The sequence below is a fragment of the Collinsella sp. HCP28S3_G2 genome, from assembly GCF_052065125.1.
GTDB lineage: Bacteria > Actinomycetota > Coriobacteriia > Coriobacteriales > Coriobacteriaceae > Collinsella.
In genome coordinates, this window is record NZ_JBQHUO010000004.1 from 105,696 (window position 1) to 128,762 (window position 23,067).

A 23,067-nucleotide genomic window follows, 5' to 3' on the forward strand; every position below is an offset into this window, starting at 1 on the left:
AGGGATGGCTGCTGTGCTGCGTCATTGGAAGAATGCATGCTTATGCGGCCTCCTCGATGTCCACCAAAAGGTTGCGCACGGGGTGTGCTGCTAGGTCCCGTTCGTTGGCAGTATTATGCCGCGGCTGCTGCAAAGAAGCACTAAAGAAAGGCTTAATCAGGTTTGTTATAACAGTGAAACTGCAGGTCAAAGGTATCGAATAACACTCTTGAAAGGTTTTGAGCTTAAGGGCTTTCTAAGGTTTGTGGCGCGGACGTGCGGAGCGTGTGAATGATCGCTGTTAGCGCTGCGGTGCGGCGGCGCGTACCTGTTCGATGACCTTTTCCATGGTGGCGTCGATGCGGTCTTTCTTGAGCTCACATTCCCAGACGGTGATGGGCGTCCAGCCCATTCGGGTAAGCGCGTCGATGGCGGCTCGGTCGCGCTCGACGTTGCGGCGAAACTTTGCCTCCCAAAACTCAACATTGCGCTTGGGCTGGCTCGGATTGCACTTAGGGCAGCGATGCCAAAAGCAGCCGTTGACGAAAATGGCGATCTTGCGCCCGGGAAAGGCGATGTCAGGCTTGCCGGGTACCTTCCATTCCAGACGGTATCCCGTAAGGCCCGCTGCCCGCAGGCGCTGGCGAACGAGCAGCTCGGGTTTGGTGTTGGCGCGCTTGTTGCCCTTCATGGACTTTTTTATAGCGGCGCGACGGCGCACCAGTTCGCGCTCGTCAGCGGAGAGGTCCGAGGTATCGATGCCGTCGAGCAGACCGGGCTTGGGACGATTTTTGCTGCGGCGCTTAGGTGCGCGCTTGGGCTTGGTGGCGGGTTTGTCGGCCGTGTTGGGCGTGGCGTCATCGGCGGCGCCGTTGGCCTCAAGCCGATCTTCCTTCAACTCAATCAGAGCATCGATAAGCCCTTTGTCGGCGGGCATCCACTCAACGGTGGCAAGCGAGGTGCGCGGAATCCAGCGGATATCGAGCTGGCGGTCGTGCTTCTGGGGCTCATCGGAGTCATCGGCGAGCGAGCAGTAGTAGCACTCCATGGAGAGATGAAAATCGGGGTAGTCGTACTCAACGGTATAGAAATCGCGCAGGTTGGTGACTTTTACCTGCAGCTCTTCCATGAGCTCGCGGCGTACGGCGTCCTCGGGCGTCTCGCCGCGCATGAGCTTGCCGCCGGGAAACTCCCAAAGTCCCCGCATGTCGCCGTAGCCGCGCTGCACGGCAAGCAGCTCGTCAGATCCTTCCTTGCGAATGATCCCAGCGGCAACATGAACAGTCTTCAACAGGAGTCCTCTCTCAGCATCAACACATGACAAGGCAGCTCATTTGGGTAGTCTTTTTGGGACGGGGCTTTTTTAGCTGCCCTATGTCAAATGCGGCCTCATGCTTCGAAGGCTACGGATAGGGTAGCTAAAAAAGCCCCGTCCCAAAAAGACTACCCCTACCTTACGCAACGGTAAGGCAAGCGTAAGCGATATCGATGGTAGCCGACTCGGCTTCTTGCGACTATAGATGCCGTAGACTAATCGCAAGAAAGGACTCGGTATGCAAACCACGCACATGGCGACCCCGGTACTGGAAGTCGTGCATCTCGAAAAGGTATACGGAGCGCTGGGCAACGTGACCCGCGCGCTCAACGACGTCAGCTTTACCGTCAACCGCGGCGAATTCGTTGGCATCATGGGCGCTTCGGGCTCGGGCAAGTCGACGTTGCTCAACTGCGTGTCGACCATCGATAGTGCCACAAGTGGCGCGATCCGCATCAACGGCCAGGACGTGACGCGCATGAAGCAGGCTAAGCTTTCGCAGTTCCGCCGCGAGGAGCTCGGCTTTATCTTCCAGGACTCCAACCTGCTCGATACGCTCACGGCACGCGAGAACATCGCCCTGCCGCTCACCATCGCCCGCACAAACTCGGCAGAGATCTCGACCCGCGTGCAGGATGTGGCAGCGCGCCTGTCCATCAGTCAGGTGCTCGACAAGTATCCCTACCAGATGTCCGGCGGTCAGCAGCAGCGCGTTGCCGCGGCTCGCGCGCTCGTCACCGACCCCACCATGATCATGGCCGACGAGCCCACCGGCGCCCTCGATTCCAAGAGCGCTCGCCTGCTGCTCGAGAGCCTGGAGGCCCTTAACCGCCGCCTGCGCGCCACCGTGCTCATGGTCACGCACGACAGCTTTGCCGCCAGCTACACGAGCCGTGTGCTGTTTATTCGCGACGGCAAGATCTTCACCGAGCTGCGCCGCGGAGACACCGACCGCCGCGAGTTCTTCGACCGCATTATGGAGGTCGTTGCCATGATGGGCGGTGAGGGCTCCGATGCTCTGTAAACTCGCTTGGGGCAACGTCCGCCGCGCCGGCCGCGACTACCTCGTCTACCTTTTGACGCTCACCCTGGGCGTCACGGTCTTCTATGCCTTTAACACCATCTCGATGCAGGTCGACATCGCCGGAATCGATGAAGAGGGCTTGGCGCAGGTTATGGGCAGCATGCTCGGCTACCTGACGTACTTTTTGGCCGGTGTCATGGCCTTTTTGATGGTGTATGCCAATAACTTCATTATGAAACGCCGCAAGAAGGAGTTTGGCCTGTACCAGGTGCTCGGTATGGGGCGCGGGCGCGTCGCCACGATCATGGCGCTCGAGACCGTGATAGTATCGGTTGTGGCCTTTGTCGCCGGCATTGTGCTGGGTGTGGGACTCTCCCAGCTCATGACGTTCTTTACGGCCTCGCTCTTTAAGACACAGATCGCCAATTTCCACTTCTTTTTCTCGGTGCATGCGTTCAACCTGACCCTTGCCTGCATGCTCGTAATGTTTGTGCTCACGCTACTGCTGAACCTTCGCGCCGTGCGTCGTACCAAACTCATCGAGCTTATGGGTGCCGAGCGTCGCAACGAGAGCATCAAGACACGCAACCCCTGGATCGCGATTGCCATCTTTGCCGTGGGCGTGGTGCTTGTGGGCGTGGCCTATTACCGTCTGCTACGTGATGGGTTCCCGCTAACCGCGACGGACAGCAAGCTGCAAGAGGCCATGAACCAGTTTGGCATTACGACCGCTATGGTTACCGTGGGTACCTTTGCCCTGTTTTGGGGACTCTCGGGCATGCTTATCAAGCTGCTGCAGAGCCTGCGCGGCGTGTATTGGCGCGGCCTCAACATGTTTACCGTGCGCCAGCTTGCGGCCAAGGTCAACACGGTGTGCTTTTCGATGGGCGTCATCGCGATGCTCCTGTTTTTGGCCATCACCTCGGTGACGTGCGGTATGTCGATTGCCAATGTGATGAACGAAAACCTGGAGCGCTATACGCCGGCCGATATGTCGCAGACGTATGTCTATTACACGCCCGATACGCTCGACTACTACAAAGAGTATGTCAATCCGTCTGAGGCCGATCGCATGGTGCTGGCCGATACAACGGTCGATTTGTACCCCGCATGGCACGGTAAGGGCAAGTCGGCGGACAACAACGACGAGACCGGCAAGAAGGTCAATATCGCCGATGTTGCCGGTGAGCATGTACAGATCGATTCGTATCTGAGTTACCCGGTTGGCGGCTCGAATCCTTCGGTGACCCCAAGTGAGATGTGCAAGATCATGGGCGAAAAGCTTCCAAAGGCGTTCGGGGGTAGCAATGCCGATGCGATGGGTCTGTTTGTGACGCCGGCGAGCCAGTACAACAAACTGCGCCAGATGATGGGCGAGGAGCCGGTGCACATCGGTCACGACCAGTATTTGCTCACGTGTGATATGGGCGGCGAGCTGGTCGACCTGTACACCAAGTATATGGCTGGCGGCCATGCCCTTACCTTGGGCGGGCATACGCTCAAGCCCGCAACCGATAAGTCGGACGAAGATACGGCGGCCATCGCCAACTCGGCGATGGGCAGTAATCCGGGTACCGTCGTCGTTGCCGACGAGCTGTTGTCCCAACTTAATCTGCAGCCGTATTCCAGTAGCCTGCTCGTTAACTACAAACAGGGGATGGATACGACCGAGGCAGACGAGAGCATTGAATACACTTTGCTCGACAATCTGCTCGTTGACGGCAAAGAGCCGGGGTTTTGGGGAACCTTCATCACACGCTCCGAGATGTACACGCAAGCAGCGCAAATGAACGGTCTTATTAGCTACCTAGCCATCTACATCGGCTTTGTATTGGTTGTTGCATGCGCGGCGATTCTGTCGATCCAGCAACTCTCCAACGTGGCCGACGGCTGCCGCAGCTATCGTGTGCTGGCACAGATCGGCTGCGACGACCGCCAGATTCGCCATTCGGTGATGGCGCAGCAGGCGGTATTCTTCCTGTTCCCGCTGGCAGTGGGTCTGGCGCACTCCTTTGTGGCACTTAAGGTGATTATCGAGCTGGTGAGCATATTCGGAAATATGAGCATCGGCGGCACCGTGGGCCTCACCTGCGCGATCTTCCTGGCAGCATACGGTGGCTACTTCCTGGTGACCTACCTCATGAGTGCCGAAATGGTGCGAGCTGCCATAGCCACCCGCTACAGCGAATAACAAGCGGGCAAAATCGTCGCAAAATCAGAGGCGTATGACCGCCGCGAAGGGACCAGGGGCCCTTTCGCGGCGGTTTTTTCCAACCTGGTGCGTCTCAGATACAAGTGAGTAGACTTTTTTGAACCTGCCGAGCACATCGCGACAAATGCTCAATAAAACCGCAGGTCAGAGCTGTGGCGTTTTGGGGCGTGCTTGGCCTCCTGCAAAAAGCCTACTCACTTGGTTTTTCTGCTAGAAGACCGCCGCGAGGGAAGGCAACTCCCCCGGTAGTCGTTGGGGACGTTCTTAAACGACTAGTCAAACAAGAGCGTCCCCAACGACTACCCCAAGGAATGTCCCAGACTGCCGGCAGAAAAGGAACGTCCCTAACTGTCGCGTTCGGAGCAAGACGGCGCCGCAGGTAGAGGACGGACAGCGAGCGGGCCGCATTTGAGACAAGGTGACGTGAAACGAAAGGGCGCTGACCTTCTGGTCGCGCCCTTGAAGTTGAGCGTCAGATTGTCCAAATGCGGCCCGCGCAGCGTCGAGTAGTTACGCGGTTTGGTAAAACGCCGTAACCTACACCCGCTCTGCGATCTCGTGGATGAGGTAGTCGGTCTTTTCCCAGTCCAGGCACGGGTCGGTGATGGACTTGCCAAAGACGCCGCCGTCGACAGACTGGTTACCGTCCTCCAGGTAGGATTCGATCATAAAGCCCTTGACCAGCTTGGAGATGGACTCGTTGCGGCGGCAGCTGTCGAGCACCTCCTTGCAGATGCGGTGCTGCTCCAGCGGGCGCTTGCCCGAGTTGTCGTGGTTGCAGTCGATGATCGCCGCCGGGTTGGCGTAGCCGGCATGCTCGGTATAGCGCTCAGCCAGACGCTCCAGATGCTCGTAGTGGTAATTGGGGTAGGTACGACCGTCGAGACCAATGTAGCCACGCATGACGGCGTGCGCGAGCGGATTGCCGTCGCACTCGACCTCCCAGTTGCGGAAGATGAAGCTTTGATGTGCCTGGGCGGCGTAGATGGAGTTGAGCATAACGGTGGTGGAACCGGCGGTGGGGTTCTTCATGCCCACAGGCACCGAAATGCCGCTCGACACCAGACGATGCTCCTGGTTCTCGACCGAGCGCGCGCCCACGGCGACGTAGCTCAGCAGGTCGACGAGGTACTGGTAGTTGGACGGGTAGAGCATCTCATCGGCGGTAAAGAAACCGGTCTCCTCGATGACGCGCAGGTGCATACGGCGGATGGCCTTGACGCCCTCGAGCAGGTCGTCGGGAGCCTCGGGGTTGGGGTTGTGCAGCAGGCCCTTGTAGCCAGTGCCCTTGGTGCGCGGCTTGTTGGTATAGACGCGCGGAATGATGATGAGTTTGTCCTTGACCTCTTCGGCGACCTTGGCCAGTCGGTTCATGTACTCAAGCACCGAGTCCTCGCGGTCGGCAGAGCACGGGCCGATGATGAGCACCTTGCGCGCGTCCTCGCCGGTAAAGACCTTGGCGACCTCGGCGTCGAATGCCTGTTTTTTGGCGGTAAGATCGGCGGAAAGCGGCATTTCCTCGCGGATTTCCATGGGGATCGGCAACCTGCGCTTGAATTCCATGGCCATACGGGGCCTCCTCAATCAAATAAGACAAAGTGTGCATTGTCGAATGCTCGGCATTATCCGCTGTCGCACGCTAAAGTGCAAGCCCTCGTCACCCCAAAACCTGCCAAAAAGGGACAGGTTTATTTTGGCAGGTTTTATCTGGGCAAACGTTGGCTGGCCCTGGAATGGAATGATGCCACGCGGCTTGGAAGAGGCCGTCGATTTGGTCCCAGGGGAGGCGGTTTGAGGGTCGCAGAACAAAAAACGGGAGCGCAGGTTGTCCTGCGCCCCCGTTTTCGGGCGTTATCCGTTCCCTGCGGCAGAATTTACGCCGCTTCGTCGAACTGCGAGTTGTACAGGTCGGCGTAGAAGCCGCCTTGGGCGAGCAGCTCGTCGTGCGTGCCCTTCTCGACGATGTCGCCGTCGCGAATTACCAAGATCACGTCGGCGTTGCGGATCGTGGACAGGCGGTGTGCGATAACAAAGCTGGTACGGCCCTGCATCAGCGCATCCGTGGCGCGTTGAATAAGCTCCTCGGTGCGGGTATCGACGTTGGATGTCGCCTCGTCCAAAATCAGCGCCGGGCGGTCGGCCAAAATGGCGCGGGCAATGGTCACGAGCTGGCGTTGGCCCTGCGAAAGGTTGGTGCCTTCCTCGTTGATCATAAAGTTGTAACCGCCGGCGAGCGTATGGATAAAGTGGTCGCAGCGTGCAGCGCGTGCAGCGGCCTCGACCTCGGCATCGCTTGCATCGGGGCGTCCGTAGCGGATGTTCTCGCGGATGGTGCCGTTAAACAGCCACGTATCCTGCAGCACCATGGCAAACTCGCCGCGCAGTGCCGCGCGGTCCCAATCGCGTACGTCGACGCCATCGACGCGCAGCGAGCCGCCGTCCACGTCGTAGAAGCGCTGTAGCAGCTTAATGAGCGTGGTCTTGCCGGCGCCGGTGGGACCGACGATGGCGATGGTCTGGCCGGGCTGTGCCTCGCAGCTAAAGTTGTGGATGATGGTCTTGTCGGGCGTGTAGCCAAACTTGACGTGGTCAAACTCCACATGGCCAGGGCGCTTTTCGGGAATCTGCGCGTTGGCCTTCTGCTCCTCCTCGGGCGCGGCCAGGAACTCAAAGACGCGCTCGGTGGCAGCGGCCATAGACTGCATCGTGTTGCTCACGTTGCCCAGCTGCTGCACGGGTTGCGTAAAGTTGCGAACGTACTGGATAAAGCTCTGGATGTCGCCGGGCGTGGCATTGCCGGTCAGCGCGAGCTGTGCGCCCACCACGACCACGCCCACGTAGCCCATGTTACCCACCAAGCTCATAAGCGGCATCATCAGGCCCGACAGGAACTGCGAGCGCCAGCCACTAATAAAGAGGCGGTCGTTTTGACGGTCGAACTCTTCGATTGAGGCCTCGGCGCGGTCGAACACCTGAATGACGTTCTGGCCGGCAAAGTCCTCCTCGATAATGCCGTTGACGGTGCCCAGGACCTGCTGCTGCTCGCGGAAGTACGGCTGCGAGAAATGAATCATCACGGTCAGGATAATCGCGGCGGCCGGCAGTGTGAGCACGGTGACGCCGGTAAGCGGCAGGCTGATCGACAGCATCATGACGAGCACGCCGATAATCTGCGTCACCGACGTGATGAGCTGCGTCACGCTCTGGTTGAGCGACTGACCCAGCGTATCGACGTCGTTGGTGATGCGGCTGAGCACATCGCCCTTGCTGTGTCCGTTAAAGTAGCTCATCGGCACGACAGCGATCTTGGCGGCGATCTCCTTGCGCATGCGGTAGCAAATCTTTTGCGTGACGCCGGTCATGAGCCAGCCCTGGATGAGGCTGCAAACAGAGCTTGCCAGATACAGGCAGAGCAAAAAGCCGAGCGTCTTGGCGATCCAGGCAAAGTCGACATCGCCGGTACCGTTGACCTTGGCGACCAGGCCTTCGAACAGCTTGGTCGTAACCTGGCCGAGCACCTTGGGTCCCACAATGTTAAAGACGACCGAGCACACGGCAAAGGCGACGGCGGCAAGCACGGCAACCTTGTGTTGACCGATATAGCCGAGCAACTGCCGCATGGCGCCCTTAAAGTCCTTGGCCTTCTCGCCGCGGCCCATGCCACCCATGCGGCCCATGGGACCGCGCTGGCGGGTGGGCTTGGGAATCTGAGTCTTGGTCTCGTCTGCCATTAGTGCTCGCCTCCCTCCATAACGGCTGCAATTTCTTCTTGAGTGAGCCCCAGCTCCTCGGCGGAAAGCTGCGACTGTGCGATCTCCAGGTACGCCGGGCAGCTGTGCAGCAGCTCCTCGTGCGTACCAGTGCCCACCACGTGACCGTCGTCGAGCACGATGATCTGGTCGGCGTGCATGATGGTCGCGATGCGCTGGGCTACGACAACGAGCGCGGCGTCGGTAACGTTTTTGGCAAGCTCTTCGCGCAGGCGCGCGTCGGTCTTGTAGTCGAGGGCGCTAAACGAGTCATCGAACACCAGGACCTCGGGCTTTTTTGCCAACGCGCGGGCGATGGCCAGACGCTGGCGCTGACCGCCCGAGACATTGGAGCCGCCCTGGCTGATGGGGGAGTCGTAGCCGCCCTCGCGCTCGGCGATAAAGTCCTCGGCTTGGGCGATGCGCGCGGCCTCGTGCATGTTCTCGTCGCTTACCATGTCGCCGGCAAACTTAAGGTTGCTCTCCACGGTGCCCGAGAACAGACGTCCCTGCTGCGGGATGTAACCAATGCGGCGGCGAAGCTCGGAAAGGGCCATATCGCGCACGTCGATGCCGTCGAGCGAAATGCTGCCGCCCGTGACGTCGTACAGGCGCGGAATCAGCTGTACGAGCGTGGACTTGCCCGAGCCCGTGGAACCAATGATGCCGAGCATCTGACCGGCATGCGTGGTGAAGTTCACGCCGCTAATGACGTCGGCGCGGGCATCAGGATACTGGAAGCTCACGTCGCGGAAGGTGAGCTCACCGCGCGGTGCGCTGGCGGCGGGCAGTTTGGGCGAGGCGGGGTCGTTGATGCTCGTGGGGCAGGTGATGACCTCTTCCACGCGCTCGGCTGCGACCTCGGCGCGGGGCAGGATGACCGAAACCATGGTGAGGATCATAAACGCCATGACGATCTGCATGGTGTAGGAGATAAACGCCATCATGTTGCCGACCTGCATCACGCCATCGGACACTCCCTGCGCGCCAAACCAGACGATAAGCACGGTGATGCAGTTCATGACGAGCATCATGAGCGGCATCATAAAGCTCATGGCGCGATTGGTGTAGAGCTGCGTGGTCATTAGGTCGAGCGAAGCCTTGTCAAAACGCTCGAGCTCATGCTCCTCGCGGTTGAACGAGCGGATGGGCATAAGGCCGTCGAGCAGCTCGCGGGCAGTGAGGTTCACGCGGTCCACAAAGCTTTGCATCTTTTTGAACTTGGGCATGGTGAGGCCCATAAGCACGCCGACGACGGCCGAGACCGCGATGATGGCCACGGCGATGGTCCACTCCAGGCCGGTGTGGTTGGCCAGGACGCGCATGACGGCGACGATGCCCATGACGGGGGCCATCAGGCACATGCGGATAAACAGGGTTGCGGCCATCTGAATCTGCTGAATGTCGTTGGTGCAGCGGGTGATGAGCGAGGCCTGGCTAAACTTGCCCACCTCGGCCGGCGAGAAGTGCATAACCTTGTTGAAGGTCTCGCGGCGCAGGTCGCGTGCGATGGAACAGGCGGTGCGCGAGGCCACGGCGCCGGTCAGGATGGTGGCGATGAGCGAGATCAGGCACAGACCAAACATCGTGGTTGCCATGCGGCCCAGATAGGCGTTCTGCACGTCGGCGGGGTCGATGCCCTGCGCCTTGTACTCGTCTTGTACATAGCTCACGGCGCGTTGGGTCACGATGGAACCCGACATGGAGCCCATTTTGTCCGCCATATCGTTGGCGCCCTCGACGAGCTTGCCCTGGTCGATTAGGCCGCCTTCAACGCCTAGGCGCAGGCTCTTCATGGTGATCTTACCGCCGTCGGTATCAATCTGCTTTTGCATGTCCTGCGCTGCTGCGGCCTTCTGCTGCATCTCGGCGAGCTGCTCGGGCGTCATTGCCGCCATCTGCTCGGGGGTGGGCATGGCCTGGGCGGCGTTGTTGTTTTTCTCGCTGGACGAACCCATCATGTCATCCATGGAGTTGGCGTCAATGCCCTGGTTGAACGAAAGGACGACGGTCTCGGGCAGGCTCACGATGTCGGCAATCTTGCCGCCGTCGGCGCGCTCCTCCTCGGTGCCCTTGTACGTTCGAATGCCGTTATTATCTGCCTTGCTAAACACGGCCTCCACAGCTTTGGCGTCCTTATCGCTCATAAAGAGTTCGAGGTCGTCGAGCGATTCGGTGCGAATGGTGTCAGGTACGGGCGAGGCGATACCGCCTTGCTGCACGCCCACGTCGACGATGTCGCTCATATACGTAGGCAGCGCCAGATCGGCGTTGCAGCTGATTACGATAAGTACGATAGCTGCGAACAGTGCTAGGACATGCTTTTTAAAGAGCTTGAGAATCCTCACTCGGCATCTCTCCTTTCTTGATTGCGGTCGATAATTTCGTTGGCACGCCTAAGAAGGCGCACCATCTCTTGGGTATCTGTTTCGCCGAGCTGCTCGAGGAAGGCCGCGGTGCGGTCCTCGAATTCCCGATGCTTGATTTCGAGATCATGGAATCCCTTGTCGGTCACCGTGACGTGTACGCGACGACGGTCGGTCTTTGAGTGCTCGCGCTCGACCCAGCCTTTGGCTTCGAGAGCGCGCAGGATATTGGCGATGCGGGCGCTCGAGACCCAGGCACGATCGGCGAGTTCGCTTGGCGTGAGCGAACCGCCAGCGAGCATGAGGGCGCGCATGACGGCCATCTCGCCACTGAGGGCTTTGTCCGCAAAGCGCGAAATGCGCTGATGCATGCTGCCGAACTCGGTAAGGAGCTGACGCCCAAGTTCACGGAAATCGGTATCTTTCACCGAAAACCCCTAACACTAGAAACTATTTCCGGTGAAAAAAGATACCCCCACTTAACCATCCTATTCGGTAGATTTCTGGACATGTCCTAAAATCTACTTGGCCACTAGGCAATATAAAGAGTGCATAAAGACTTAAAATAATTCAATTGCTGAAGCGTTTCAAAGAACTATCATGCCCGCGGTTAGGCGAGGGGTTGTCACCACCATGACGACTGGGACTCATTTATCGCCATGTGCGATGCTCCAACTTCCCGCAAGGAGACACCTGAATCAAGGGGGTTGGAGTCATGGCATTTGACTTCACGGGTAAAACCGCGATCGTTACCGGTGGCACTCAGGGCATTGGCCTCGAGATTGCCAAGGGTATCGTTGCAGGCGGCGGACACGTCGCGCTCATCGCAAGGAACGCTGCCAAGGGCGAGGCGGCTGTGGCCGAGCTTGGCGAGGGCAACAAGTTCTATCAGCTCGATGTCGCCGATGCGCCCAAGGCGCGCGAGACCGTCGAGCAGATTTTTACGGACCTGCCGCAAACCAACATCCTGATCAACTGCGCCGGCGTCATCAGCACCAAGAAGTTTGACGAGATCGACGACACCGAGTGGCGTCGCACCATCGACATCAACCTCAACGGCACCTTTACCATGATGAATGCCGTGTACCCGCACTTTAAGGCGGCACATGCCGGCACTATCGTCAACGTGAGCTCCGTTGCTGGCAAGATCGGCGGCGGCCTGCTCGGCACCGCGGCCTACGCGAGCTCCAAGGCCGGTGTCAACGGCCTTACCAAGGCGGTCGCCAAGGAGGGCGGTAAGTTCGGCGTCCGCTGCAACGCTGTGTGCCCGTCGCTCACGCTTACCGACATGACATCGATCCTTTCTGACGAGAACTCTCAGCGCATCATCAACGGTATTCCTCTGGGTCGCGCCGCCCAGGCCAGCGAGCCTGCGCAGATGGTGCTGTTCTTCGCTTCCGACCTCGCCAGCTTCGTGAACGGCGAGATCGGTGACTGCGACGGCGGCATCGTCCTGGACGGGTAATACCCCGCGGTAATCGTTTGGCGGCGACCCTGGCGACTCGGGGCTGTCGCCTTCTTTCTGACATAGGCGCGTGCGGCTACGATTCGCATGCATCCAAAGGAGATATATATGAGTGAATCGACTGCGGTGGAGGCGCCGGCTGCAAAGGAGCCGTTCTTTAAGATGTCCTCCATCCCGGGCGCCAATATTTTGGTGCCGCTTTTGCTGGGCTGCTTGCTCAACACGCTATTCCCCGACCTGTTTAAAACGCTCGGCAGCTTTACGCTTGGCATGACCCAGCAGGGTGCAAGCCCGCTCGTGGGCGCTTTTTTGCTCATCGTCGGTACGACGATTTCGTTTAAAAGTGCTCCTGCCGCCGCTGCACGCGGCGCCATCATCATCGCTGTCAAGCAGATCGTGGTCGTTGCCGTGTCGCTGCTCATCCTTTATGTATTCAACGACAACCTGTTTGGCATCTCTGCCATGGTGATGCTGGCGGCTTGCACCGGCGCCAACAACGCTATGTACGCTGGTCTGATGGGCACCATGGGCAACGAGGCCGAACGTGGCGCCGTCGCCATCACCACACTCGTTGTCGGCCCTCCGGTCACAATGATCGTGCTCGGCGCTGCTGGCCAGGCTCCGATCGGCTGGTCGCTCGTGGGCGCCATCCTGCCGATTGTCGTCGGCATTATTCTGGGTAACCTCTTCCCGAGCTTTAAGAAGATGATGGCTCCGGCACTTTCCGCCATCATCGTGCTCGTCTTCTTTGCCATGGGCTCGACCATGACCTTTGGCCAGCTCATCAACGGCGGTCTTCCCGGCATCCTGCTCGGCGTGATCTGCTCGGTGGTCTTTGCAATTCCCGTCATCGCGGTCGATAAGTTCACGGGCGGTACGGGTGTCGCAGGTGCGGCTATTTCGAGCTGCGCCGGAGCCAATGTGGCCACGCCTGCCGCCATGGCGAGTGTCAACGAGGCCATGTACGGTGGCGCCGTGCTCGCGACGGCTACGGCGCAGGTTGCAGCGTGCGCCATCGTGACGGCCATTTTGACCCCGCTGGTCACCAGCTGGTGCTACAAGCATTTTGAGGGCCAGGGTCACGGCGACAGCAAAAAGGCCGCGGCCGACAGGGTCACCGCAGCCGCTTAATGCCAAGCGGCAATCAAAGCTAAATAACTAGCCACGCCACAGGGCGGCCCCGGGGGAAATCCCGTGGCCGCCCTGCAGTTTCTGTGGGTCTCTGGGGCACTTTACCCTGCTAAAGCTGGCATAACAGCTAGAGTGAACGTCGTACAAAGGCAAGGAAAAATACCAAACAAATCGGTGAACGGTAGTTGTTCACGCTCGCATTTCCTGCGGATTTGTTAAAAACGCCCTAATGGTATAAAAAAAGAAACATATAACAGCCCTGATGAAGGGGGTGGCTATGTTATCCTTCTCAAACGGGTGAAATCTTGGGTTTTGGGTTGCAGTTCCAAGGTGGACAAACGTTTTTTCCTGTGCTAACGCGCGATGGAAGGCGAATGAAGCCGGTCATGCAACCCGAATATTCAAGAATTCAATAAGCAGCGGTGTGAGAGAGCGCCGCATTATACGTAACTAGGAGCGTGGTTACACAATGCAGGAGGCATGGGAAGGCTTCAAGGAAGGCATCTGGACGGGAGAGGTTGACGTCCGAGACTTCATCCAGAAGAACTACACCCCCTACGAGGGCGACGAATCGTTCCTCGCCGGTCCGACCGAGCGTACCAAGGAGCTGTGGGGCGAGGTTCTCGACCTGCTGCTCAAGGAGCGCGAGCAGGGCGGCGTCCTCGATATGGACACCAAGACTGTCACGGGTATCGTGAGCCACCCCGCTGGCTACATCGATAACGCCCACCGCGAGAAGGAGACCATCGTCGGTCTTCAGACTGACAAGCCGCTCAAGCGCGCTCTGCACGTCAACGGTGGTATCCGCATCGCTTGCCAGGCTGCCAGCCAGCACGGCTACAAGGTCGACGAGAACGTTGTCGAGCGCTACACCTTCGAGCGCAAGACCCACAACGCCGGCGTCTTCGATGTCTACACCCCCGAGATGCGTGCTTGCCGCTCGGCTCACATCATCACCGGTCTGCCCGATGGCTATGGCCGCGGCCGCATCATCGGTGACTACCGTCGTGTCGCCCTGTACGGTGTCGACTACCTGATCAAGGACAAGGAGGCCCAGAAGGCTTCCACCCCGACGGTCATGACCGCCGACAACATCCGCGACCGCGAGGAGCTGCAGGAGCAGATCCGCGCCCTCGGCGAGCTCAAGATGATGGCCGAGACCTATGGTTTCGATATTTCCAAACCTGCTACCAACACGCAGGAGGCCATCCAGTGGATGTACTTCGCCTACCTCGCTGCCGTCAAGGAGCAGAACGGCGCCGCTATGTCCATCGGCCGTACCTCTACGTTCATCGACATCTACGCTGAGCGTGACCTTGCCAACGGCACCTTCACCGAGGAGCAGATCCAGGAGTTCGTGGATCACTTCATCATGAAGCTCCGCATGGTCAAGTTTGCCCGTACCCCCGAGTACCAGGCCCTGTTTACCGGCGATCCGCAGTGGGTCACCGAGTCCATCGGCGGCATGGGTGTTGACGGCCGTACGCTCGTTACCAAGATGAGCTTCCGCTACCTGCACACGCTCGAGAACATGGGCACCAGCCCCGAGCCCAACATGACCGTTCTGTGGTCGACCCGTCTTCCCGAGAACTTCAAGAAGTTCTGCGCCAAGACTTCTGTCGCCAGCTCCTCGGTCCAGTACGAGAACGACGACCTCATGCGCGTTTACCACGGCGACGACTACGGCATCGCCTGCTGCGTGTCCTCCATGCGCATTGGCAAGGAGATGCAGTTCTTCGGCGCTCGTGCTAACCTGGCCAAGTGCCTGCTGTACGCACTCAACGGCGGTGTTGACGAGGTCTCCAAGAAGCAGGTCGGTCCCAAGTATCGCGCCGTCGAGGGCGACACGCTCGATTACGATGACGTTATGGCCAAGTACAACGACATGATGAAGTGGCTCGCTGGCGTGTACGTCAACTCGCTGAACATCATTCACTATATGCACGACAAGTATTGCTACGAGCGCATCCAGATGGCTCTGCACGACAAGCACGTGCACCGCTGGTTCGCTACGGGCATCGCTGGCCTTTCCGTCGTGGCTGACTCCCTGTCCGCTATCAAGTACGCCAAGGTCCACCCCGTCCGTGACGAGAACGGCATCATCGTCGACTTCGAGACCGAGGGCGAGTTCCCCAAGTACGGTAACGACGACGACCGCGTCGACCAGATCGCTCACGACGTTGTGCACCAGTTCATGGAGTACATCCGCATGAACGACACCTACCGCAACTCCGTGCCCACGACCTCGGTTCTGACCATTACCTCCAACGTCGTGTACGGTAAGAAGACCGGCTCCACGCCCGACGGCCGCAAGGCTGGCCAGCCGTTCGCCCCGGGTGCTAACCCCATGCACAAGCGCGATAGCCACGGCGCCATCGCTTCGCTGTCTTCGGTTTCCAAGCTCCCGTTCCGCGATGCCCAGGACGGCATCTCCAACACCTTCTCCATCATCCCGGGCGCGCTCGGCAAGGAGGACCAAGTGTTCTTTGGTGATATCGACCTTGATCAGCTGGGCGAGTAACTATTGTTAGTGCTATACTAACAATAACGATTACTGATTAGTGCGCCGGTTTCGGCCGGCGCCTATCGATTGAAGGAGACACATTATGAAGGTTTCTGAAGTTTCCGAGACTCAGGCCGACAACCTGGTCCACATGCTCGACGCTTACGCCGAGAAGGGTGGCCACCACCTGAACATCAACGTCTTCAACCGTGAGACGCTGCTCGACGCTCAGGCTCACCCCGAGAAGTACCCGCAGCTGACCATCCGCGTTTCCGGCTATGCCGTGAACTTCCACACGCTCACCAAGGAGCAGCAGGACGAGGTCATTTCGCGTACCTTCCACAACAAGTTCTAAAGGGACTCAACTCTCACCGGAGACCCGGTAAGGCCTACGCACTTTGCCTCTCAAACGTCCTCGCCGCTTCGCGGCTGCGGAATGTTTGCGAGGCAAAGTGCTCCCGGCCTTGCCGGGTCTCCTGCGTTATCGCACTTTAGGGAACCACGCTAAATTAAATTGGTGTCCTCGGACATGCAAGAAGCCCTCGCTGCGCACTTCGTGCGGCGAGGGCTTCTTGCGTCCTGCGGAATGTTTTGGGAGGTAGCCCAAACAGCCCCGGCGGGGGTCCTGTGTAGTCACCCTTTAGGCGGAACTCTCCTAATGGGTTGAGCGTTCTGGATACTTACTTGCTACCGTTTATCGCGTATAGCTACCGTTTGCGGAATAAGTAACACTTAGTAATAAACCGTGTAAAATCTCAGCTAAGAACGGAGTTTTCCAGGGAGACGCTGTCCTTTGTTTTGTGCAAGGGACGGCGTCTCTTTGGCGCTTGGAGACCGTTCTGTAGCAGGACGGCGGACGTGCGTCACATATTAAAAAGTCAACGTCGAGATGGGTCGTGATAAGAATGGGCAAGTACGTAATCGTGGTTGAATCTGGTTCGGATGTGACGCCAGAGCTCTGCGAACGCTACGGCATTGTGCGTGTGCCCATGCATGTCACGATTGGTGACGAGACCGTCGGGGACGGCTCGATCGATCCGCTCGAGATCTATTCGCGCTGCAACGAGTTTGGCGTGATGCCCAAGACCAGCGGCTGCGCGCCGGCAGATTTCTCTCGCGTGTACGACCGCATTCACGCCGAGCAGCCCGACGCGACCATTTTGCATCTTGCGTATTCCGAGGCCACGACCTGTTCGCATCAGTCCTCGAAGATCGCGGCAGAGGGGCGCGACTACGTGTTCTCCATGGACACGCGTTTTGTCTCGGTGGGCCAGTCGCTTGTTGTCGTCGAGACCGCCAAATACATCGAGGCTCATCCCGATGCCACCGTCGACGAGATCTTCGCCTTCGCGAGCTCCGTTATGGACCGCGTGTTGCTGGGCTTTGTTCCTACCGACCTTGCCTTCCTTAAGGCGGGCGGTCGCTTGTCCAACGTCGCGTTCCTAGGCGCCCATCTGCTCAAGATTAAGCCCTGCATTGAGGTAACGGGCGGCAAGTTCGTGGCGACTAAGAAGTTCCGCGGCTCTATGCTCAAGTGCGCCCGCGCTTTTATTGACCACATGGTTGCGAAGGGCGAAATTGACTACTCGCACATTGGCCTGGCGTATTCGGTAGGCCTTTCCGAGGAGCTGCGCGACGACATGGAAGTCTATGCGCACGACCTGGGCTTTAGGGACGTTACCTGGACTCAGGTCGGCGGCGTCATCTCGAGCCATTGCGGCCCGACCGCCTTCGGCGCGGTGCTCACGCTCAAGGCGTAACGCCTGGCGTCTATCGATTTCTATTGCCTCGGCGGCGGGCGGGTTGCGACAACCTTCCCGCCGCTTTTGCATGGGGCCAAATAGGACAATCCAATTGACCGCTAAACCGTTTCGCCATCAAGCATATAGGCTAGAATGACTCTGGCATTTATGTAGCTAAAACCAATGAGAGGCAAGGTAGCGGGAATGGCTGAGATGAAGCTCGAGGGTATGGACGCTCGTCCTGAGGACTCCGCGTTTGCCCTGGGCCGCGTTCATTCGATCGAGACGATGGGAACGGTCGATGGACCCGGCATCCGCTTTGTGGTGTTTGTTCAGGGCTGCCCCATGCGCTGTGCGTATTGCCACAACCCCGATACCTGGTCGGTTAACGGCGGCACCATGGTGACCGTCGAGCACCTGATAGACGAGTTCCAGAGCAACCATGAGTTTTACCGCAGCGGTGGTATTACGGTATCCGGCGGCGAGCCGCTCCTGCAGCCTGAGTTCTTGGCCGACCTGTTCCGCGCAATGCACAACAACCCCGATGGTCGCGTACATACCTGCTTGGATAGTTGCGGCTATGCGTTCGACCCCGCGCATCCCGAGAAGTTCGATGCCGTACTCAACGAGACCGATATGGTGCTGCTCGACATTAAACACGCCGATCCCGTCGAGCATAAAAAGCTGACCGGTTGCGATCCTGCGCGCATCCTGGCGTTTGGCGATGAGCTGGCGCGTCGCAGGATCAAGGTCGTTATCCGTCACGTGGTAGTACCGGGCATTACCGACACGGCAGAGGAGTGCGAGGCACTCGGTCGTCTGATTGCCCCGTGGCATAACGTGGTGGGCCTGGAAATGCTGCCGTATCACACGATGGGCGTCGTCAAGTATGAGCAGCTGGGGATTCCCTATAAGCTCGAGGGAGTTCCGCAGATGGATACCGCGCGCATGCCCGAGCTGCGCAACGCCGTCATGACGGGCATGAAAAAGCGCCGCGCGGAACTCAAAAACGCTATCGGCTAGGGGTAGCTCATTTGGGGCCGGTAGGGTGGAGAAGTAGCTAAAAGAGCCCCGTCCTAAAAAGACTGCTCTCTGGGTTGCGGTGAGATGCGCAACACAATCGTGCCATTTGGATAAATACGCTTGTGGTTTCTTTAAAGACACCTTAAACGCTTCTGAATATCTTTGGAAAGAAATGCCTGCTCGGTATTATGCTGCTCGTATATGAACGGGAGCAATCAGGAGACCACGTGCGAAACAACGCATCGCGGGACGAGCATGTGCCGCAGCATAGCAGCAGATATGAGACGAAGGGCACGTCTTCGCGTGGCCTTGCCGACGCTCGCATCCGCGTGACGAAGATTGCCGCCATTGGGATGCTAACGTTGGCGGTTATTATCCTCGGAATTACCGCTAAAACCTACGCGTCGGAGCGAATGGCACACTCAGATGCGTCAACGGTACAGACGCAAAACAAAAAGGTCTCTAAATCTAAAGCCACCGCAAGTCAAACCCTGTCGACAGCGAGCCTCAAGACGAGGCTTTCGAAGGCGGACTTTAACGATATTCCCTCAGGCGATACCGTGCAGACCTTCTCACTGGTTGATGACCAGATCCCCGTCCTTGAGGATGAGAGCCTCGCCGCGCTCCAAGATACCCTTGATCAGGCCCAGGAATTGGGCGACGTGGGCGTGGTGTTTTACGATCTGTCGAGCGGCAAGGGCGTGACGTATAACGCGGACGCCGAGGTGTACGGTGCGAGCAGCTACAAGGCGCTCTATGTACTCTACGTCTGCGAGTTACTGGTCGAGACAGGGCAAGTATCGCTCGATGATACTCTGGGCACCTATGGCGGCTACAGTATGGGCTGGCTGACGGTTCGCGACCTGATCGAGACCTCGGTCGTCAACTCGGATAACGACTCGTTTATCGCGTTGCGTGCAACGTTTGATCAAGATGGCTACGAGGATTGGATTGCCGCACTCGGCGTCGAAGACGAGGTCGCGCTCGATCCAATGAGCGATTTCCCAACCTACTGCCCGCGCACCTCGGCCAAGTTGTGGCGCGAGATGAGCGAGTATTTGAGCCGCGAGAGCGAGACGTCGCAATGGCTGTCGGGCCTTCTGGCCTCTACGACCCGGTCCTTTATCCGTGACGGCATTGAGGACGACCATGTCATGGTGCGTAACAAGGCCGGTTGGATCAGCGAGGCAGGTTGCAATGCGACGTGCGATGCTGGCCTCATCGATGTCGATGGCGACACCTACATTATGAGCATCATGTCATCGATGCCGTGGAGTGACCGTTCGAGTGAGGCCGTGGCCGCCATCGCCAAGGCGCTCTACGATACCCGCGCTGCGTTGGCCTAACGGCTTCGTATTGCGCGGTTGAGTCAAAATGCTGGTACCATACCGTGGATAAACAGTTTTCACAGGTTTGGGGGATGGTATGCCTACCATCGCAATCATCGGTGCACTCGAAAAAGAGGTTGCGCAGATTAAAGAAGAACTGAACGGCGCCCATGTGTCGCAAGAGGCAGGCTTGAGCGTTGTAAGCGGCGAGCTCAACGGTCTGTCAGTGGTCGCCACGACCGCTGGCATGGGAACCGTAAACGCCGCTGGTGCAACACAGCATCTCATCAGCAAATATGCTCCGCAGGCCGTTGTGTTTTCGGGCATTGCGGGTGGCTTAAACTCCAAACTCCATATCAATGACGTGGTTATTGGCAAGTGCCTGCGCTATCTGGATACCGACACGGCGCTCATCGCCGAGTCGGCGCCGGAGCTTGAGGAGTTTGCCTCGACACCGGCTCTGGTTGACATCGCCACCACCGTGCTTGCCGAACATGGGTTTATCGATGCTTACGCTTCCGATTCCACTGCGGAGAAGGACCCTAAACAGTTCCTGGTTGGCACTATCGCTACAGGTGACCGCTTTGTAACGGGCGACGCCATGCGCACCGCCGCCATCGACGTGACGCATGCCGATTGCGTTGAGATGGAAGGTGCTGCGATTGCCCATATTGCAGCCAAGAACGGTGTCGATTGTCTGGTGCTGCGTGCTATCAGCGATAATTGTGACGAGGCATATGACGCGTTTTGCGAGCGAGAGTTCGATTTGGACGAGTACGCCCGCACCGCGAGCGGCATCACACTCGATATCGTCCGCTGCATCGCCGCTGCGTAATCGTGCATCCCTATTGTAAGAACCTACGACCAAGGAGTATCCATGGCCGATTCCATTAACTACCAGCTTGCCAAGTTCGTCGCCAGCTACGGCAAGGTTTCGCAGATCCCCGAGTCCACCTGTCCCGAGGTGAGCTTTGTGGGCCGCTCCAATGTGGGCAAGTCGTCCATCATGAACAAGCTCTTTGGCCGCAAGAACCTGGTCAAGGTTTCGAGCACGCCGGGCAAGACGAGCAATATCAATTTCTTCGAGGCCGACGACGTGCACTTTGTGGACCTGCCGGGCTACGGTTTCGCCCGTCGTTCCAAGGCCGAGCGCGACCGCTGGGCCGAGCTCATCGGCGACTTCTTCGACTCCGAGCGCAGCTTTAACCTGGTTGTGTCGCTGGTGGACATTCGCCATGACCCCAGCAAGCTCGACCATGACATGATCGACTACCTGCAGGGCAACGAGTTCAACTTTATCGTCTGCCTCACCAAGGCCGACAAACTCAGCCGCACCCAGCAGGCACGCCAAGCGGCAGCCATCAAAAAGCAACTCAACGTCCCGGCCGAAAACGTAATCATCACAAGCTCCCAGACCGGCACCGGCATCGACGAGCTCAAGCGCCGCATTGCCGAGGCCTGCCTCTAGTAGGGGCTCTTGGCAGACAATAGTATTCATCCATCTATATCACCCCAGTGATAGTTGTTGGTACACTATCACTGGGGTGATATTTTTGTTCGGAGGTCGATATGGAGCTTTGGCACGGGTCGGAGGTTGTTGTCGAACGTCCGTCGTTGGATAAATGCAGACAATTCAATGACTATGGGCGCGGGTTTTATTGCACGTCACATGAGGAAATGGCGATGGAATGGGCATGCCGGACCGAGTCTGATGGCGTTGCCAATCGATATGAGCTTGATTTAGATGGCCTTTCGGTCTTGGATTTGGAGTCTGGGGAGTTTTCAATCCTCAATTGGCTTGCAATTCTGGCGAATAACAGAGAGTTCAATGTTTCGACGCCATTGGCGCGTGAAGGGCTTCGCTATCTACTTGATAACTGCTTAATTGATACATCTCCTTATGACGTTATTCGAGGCTATCGTGCTGACGACTCCTATTTTTCGTTTGCAAGACAGTTTGTCAGCGGCATGATATCGCTCAGACAGCTGCAACGTATCATGTGCTTGGGTGATTTGGGTATCCAATATGCCCTTATGAGCGAGCGCGCATTTTCGATGATTAGATTCTGCGATTGGAAGCGGGCTTCGGGGTCTGAGTTTTATCCCAAGCGTTTTGAGCGAGAGCAGAATGCTCGACACAAATACTTGGATACGGTCAATGGGTTCGATTCCGAAGACATCGACATTAGGGATTTAATGGCAGGGAGGGTTGATTTAAATGATCCAAGAGTTAACAGATCGTGGACCGAGTAGGACATATCCCGTCTACTACCTCGAGGACGCAATGAACAACCTCGGCGACTGCTTCGACTATGCCGTCAATGACTATGGAGCAGAAGGATCTGAAGTTGCTGAACTCTTTTGCCTGAGCGGGGTTGCTCGCGAGTTTGAACGCGGCAACGCATGGGTAGTGTCGGGAAAATCGGGTGTTGAGCTGTTCGCGCTTATCGCTGAAAGGTCGGGCTATCAAAACAGGCCTATACCGGACTGCACCTATCGATTTGAGAAGACGCCGGAATATTGGGCGGGCTGGATGCTGGCATACCTGCAGTGGCGCCTAGGAGAGTCTTTCGAAGATTTGCTGCATGTCGTTCCATTTGATGTGCTGCGCAGTCTGTATTACCCCTGGCACGAAGCCTCGGAGGAACGAGTGGTTCGCCTCGTCTGCGATATGGCGAAAAAAGCGTCCAGGCAAACCAAACTTGCGTTAGCAAGAAAGAAGCTTAAGAAAACCCAACAAGACCTAGCATACGAATCGGGTGTGTCACTCCGCTCAATCCAAATGTACGAGCAGCGCCAGAGAAACATCAATGAGGCTTCGGTAACAAGCGTAAGAGCCATAGCAAAAGTCCTCCACTGCAACATCGAAGACCTCCTAGAACCAGTCTTCGAATACAAGGAACCCAGTGCGGCGTAAACCAAGCACATAGTCGAAGCCTGTTGCTGGTAAGTGCTCCAGCCTAGCAAGAGCCCCTATCAATAAAAGGCCATTATTTCAGCCCGGCGCCCCTTCAAAGCGTGGGTTCCTGTAGACATCGCTAGCCACGTTGCCATAGGGCCACCCGGGGGCATCCCCTTAAAAACATTCCGCAGCACGAGGCCCGCTTATCCGCAGCTCCGAAGGAGCGCAATATTAAATCAGCGAATGCGATTATCCTGTCGAGGTCGCGTAGGTCTCCTTGGGGCTTCCCCTGAAAACAATCCGCAGATCGAATTGCCCCGTCGCGCGA

18 protein-coding genes are annotated in these 23,067 nt (G+C 58.0%); 13 read left to right on the plus strand and 5 right to left on the minus strand.

Going from position 1 to position 23,067, the window contains the following annotated elements; genetic code table 11:
- Window positions 1-280: 280 nt before the first annotated feature.
- Complete coding sequence (vsr, locus tag ACTNB2_RS04205) at window positions 281-1,270, minus strand: DNA mismatch endonuclease Vsr (protein WP_441040837.1); 990 nt, start codon at window positions 1,268-1,270, stop codon at window positions 281-283.
- A gap of 262 nt (window positions 1,271-1,532) precedes the next feature.
- Here vsr and ACTNB2_RS04210 point away from each other — a divergent pair, with 262 nt between their 5' ends.
- Together ACTNB2_RS04210 and ACTNB2_RS04215 are read left to right on the plus strand one after the other, a co-directional pair.
- Window positions 1,533-2,318: an ABC transporter ATP-binding protein gene (locus ACTNB2_RS04210; protein WP_154514962.1), complete on the plus strand. Its 786-nt coding sequence runs from the start codon at window positions 1,533-1,535 to the stop codon at window positions 2,316-2,318.
- A complete protein-coding gene (locus ACTNB2_RS04215; protein ID WP_441040835.1) occupies window positions 2,308-4,509 on the plus strand; it encodes an FtsX-like permease family protein in 2,202 nt (733 codons plus the stop codon). Before ACTNB2_RS04210 ends, ACTNB2_RS04215 begins: the two co-directional genes overlap by 11 nt.
- Before the next feature lie 558 nt (window positions 4,510-5,067).
- Here the strand turns inward: ACTNB2_RS04215 and ACTNB2_RS04220 are convergent.
- The 4 genes from ACTNB2_RS04220 to ACTNB2_RS04235 all read right to left on the minus strand — a co-directional run bounded on the left by ACTNB2_RS04220 (window position 5,068) and on the right by ACTNB2_RS04235 (window position 11,073).
- Window positions 5,068-6,099 carry a 3-deoxy-7-phosphoheptulonate synthase gene (locus tag ACTNB2_RS04220; protein ID WP_441040834.1) on the minus strand — a complete coding sequence of 344 codons (1,032 nt, stop codon included), beginning with the start codon at window positions 6,097-6,099 and terminating at the stop codon, window positions 5,068-5,070.
- Between the two features lie 305 nt (window positions 6,100-6,404).
- Window positions 6,405-8,261: an ABC transporter ATP-binding protein gene (locus ACTNB2_RS04225; protein WP_441040832.1), complete on the minus strand. Its 1,857-nt coding sequence runs from the start codon at window positions 8,259-8,261 to the stop codon at window positions 6,405-6,407.
- On the minus strand, window positions 8,261-10,627 hold the full coding sequence (locus ACTNB2_RS04230) for an ABC transporter ATP-binding protein (RefSeq protein ID WP_441040830.1): 2,367 nt from the start codon (window positions 10,625-10,627) through the stop codon (window positions 8,261-8,263). Before ACTNB2_RS04230 ends, ACTNB2_RS04225 begins: the two co-directional genes overlap by 1 nt.
- A complete protein-coding gene (locus ACTNB2_RS04235) occupies window positions 10,624-11,073 on the minus strand; it encodes a MarR family winged helix-turn-helix transcriptional regulator (RefSeq protein ID WP_154514934.1) in 450 nt (149 codons plus the stop codon). Before ACTNB2_RS04235 ends, ACTNB2_RS04230 begins: the two co-directional genes overlap by 4 nt.
- A gap of 287 nt (window positions 11,074-11,360) precedes the next feature.
- Here ACTNB2_RS04235 and ACTNB2_RS04240 point away from each other — a divergent pair, with 287 nt between their 5' ends.
- The 11 genes from ACTNB2_RS04240 (at window position 11,361) to ACTNB2_RS04290 (ending at window position 22,754) form a co-directional block, all read left to right on the plus strand.
- Window positions 11,361-12,110, plus strand: coding sequence for an SDR family NAD(P)-dependent oxidoreductase (locus ACTNB2_RS04240; RefSeq protein WP_006234857.1), 750 nt, complete (start codon window positions 11,361-11,363; stop codon window positions 12,108-12,110).
- Between the two features lie 108 nt (window positions 12,111-12,218).
- Window positions 12,219-13,241 carry a 2-keto-3-deoxygluconate permease gene (locus ACTNB2_RS04245; protein ID WP_441040829.1) on the plus strand — a complete coding sequence of 341 codons (1,023 nt, stop codon included), beginning with the start codon at window positions 12,219-12,221 and terminating at the stop codon, window positions 13,239-13,241.
- Window positions 13,242-13,710: 469 nt separating this feature from the next.
- Window positions 13,711-15,762: a formate C-acetyltransferase gene (gene pflB, locus ACTNB2_RS04250; RefSeq protein ID WP_427795522.1), complete on the plus strand. Its 2,052-nt coding sequence runs from the start codon at window positions 13,711-13,713 to the stop codon at window positions 15,760-15,762.
- An 85-nt stretch (window positions 15,763-15,847) separates the two neighbouring features.
- On the plus strand, window positions 15,848-16,099 hold the full coding sequence (gene grcA3, locus ACTNB2_RS04255) for an autonomous glycyl radical cofactor GrcA3 (protein ID WP_055252439.1): 252 nt from the start codon (window positions 15,848-15,850) through the stop codon (window positions 16,097-16,099).
- Window positions 16,100-16,649: 550 nt separating this feature from the next.
- Complete coding sequence (locus ACTNB2_RS04260; RefSeq protein ID WP_441040827.1) at window positions 16,650-17,504, plus strand: DegV family protein; 855 nt, start codon at window positions 16,650-16,652, stop codon at window positions 17,502-17,504.
- Between the two features lie 186 nt (window positions 17,505-17,690).
- Complete coding sequence (gene pflA, locus ACTNB2_RS04265) at window positions 17,691-18,509, plus strand: pyruvate formate-lyase-activating protein (RefSeq protein WP_427718181.1); 819 nt, start codon at window positions 17,691-17,693, stop codon at window positions 18,507-18,509.
- Between the two features lie 227 nt (window positions 18,510-18,736).
- On the plus strand, window positions 18,737-19,855 hold the full coding sequence (locus ACTNB2_RS04270; RefSeq protein WP_441040825.1) for a serine hydrolase: 1,119 nt from the start codon (window positions 18,737-18,739) through the stop codon (window positions 19,853-19,855).
- A gap of 79 nt (window positions 19,856-19,934) precedes the next feature.
- Complete coding sequence (gene mtnN, locus ACTNB2_RS04275; RefSeq protein ID WP_441040823.1) at window positions 19,935-20,672, plus strand: 5'-methylthioadenosine/S-adenosylhomocysteine nucleosidase; 738 nt, start codon at window positions 19,935-19,937, stop codon at window positions 20,670-20,672.
- A 42-nt stretch (window positions 20,673-20,714) separates the two neighbouring features.
- Window positions 20,715-21,305, plus strand: coding sequence for a ribosome biogenesis GTP-binding protein YihA/YsxC (yihA, locus tag ACTNB2_RS04280; RefSeq protein WP_055252447.1), 591 nt, complete (start codon window positions 20,715-20,717; stop codon window positions 21,303-21,305).
- Window positions 21,306-21,406: 101 nt separating this feature from the next.
- Window positions 21,407-22,090, plus strand: coding sequence for a DUF3990 domain-containing protein (locus tag ACTNB2_RS04285; RefSeq protein WP_441044786.1), 684 nt, complete (start codon window positions 21,407-21,409; stop codon window positions 22,088-22,090).
- Window positions 22,091-22,121: 31 nt separating this feature from the next.
- The gene (locus ACTNB2_RS04290; protein WP_441040819.1) at window positions 22,122-22,754 is read left to right on the plus strand and encodes a helix-turn-helix transcriptional regulator; all 633 of its coding nucleotides are present in this window, start codon (window positions 22,122-22,124) and stop codon (window positions 22,752-22,754) included.
- Window positions 22,755-23,067 lie beyond the last annotated feature (313 nt).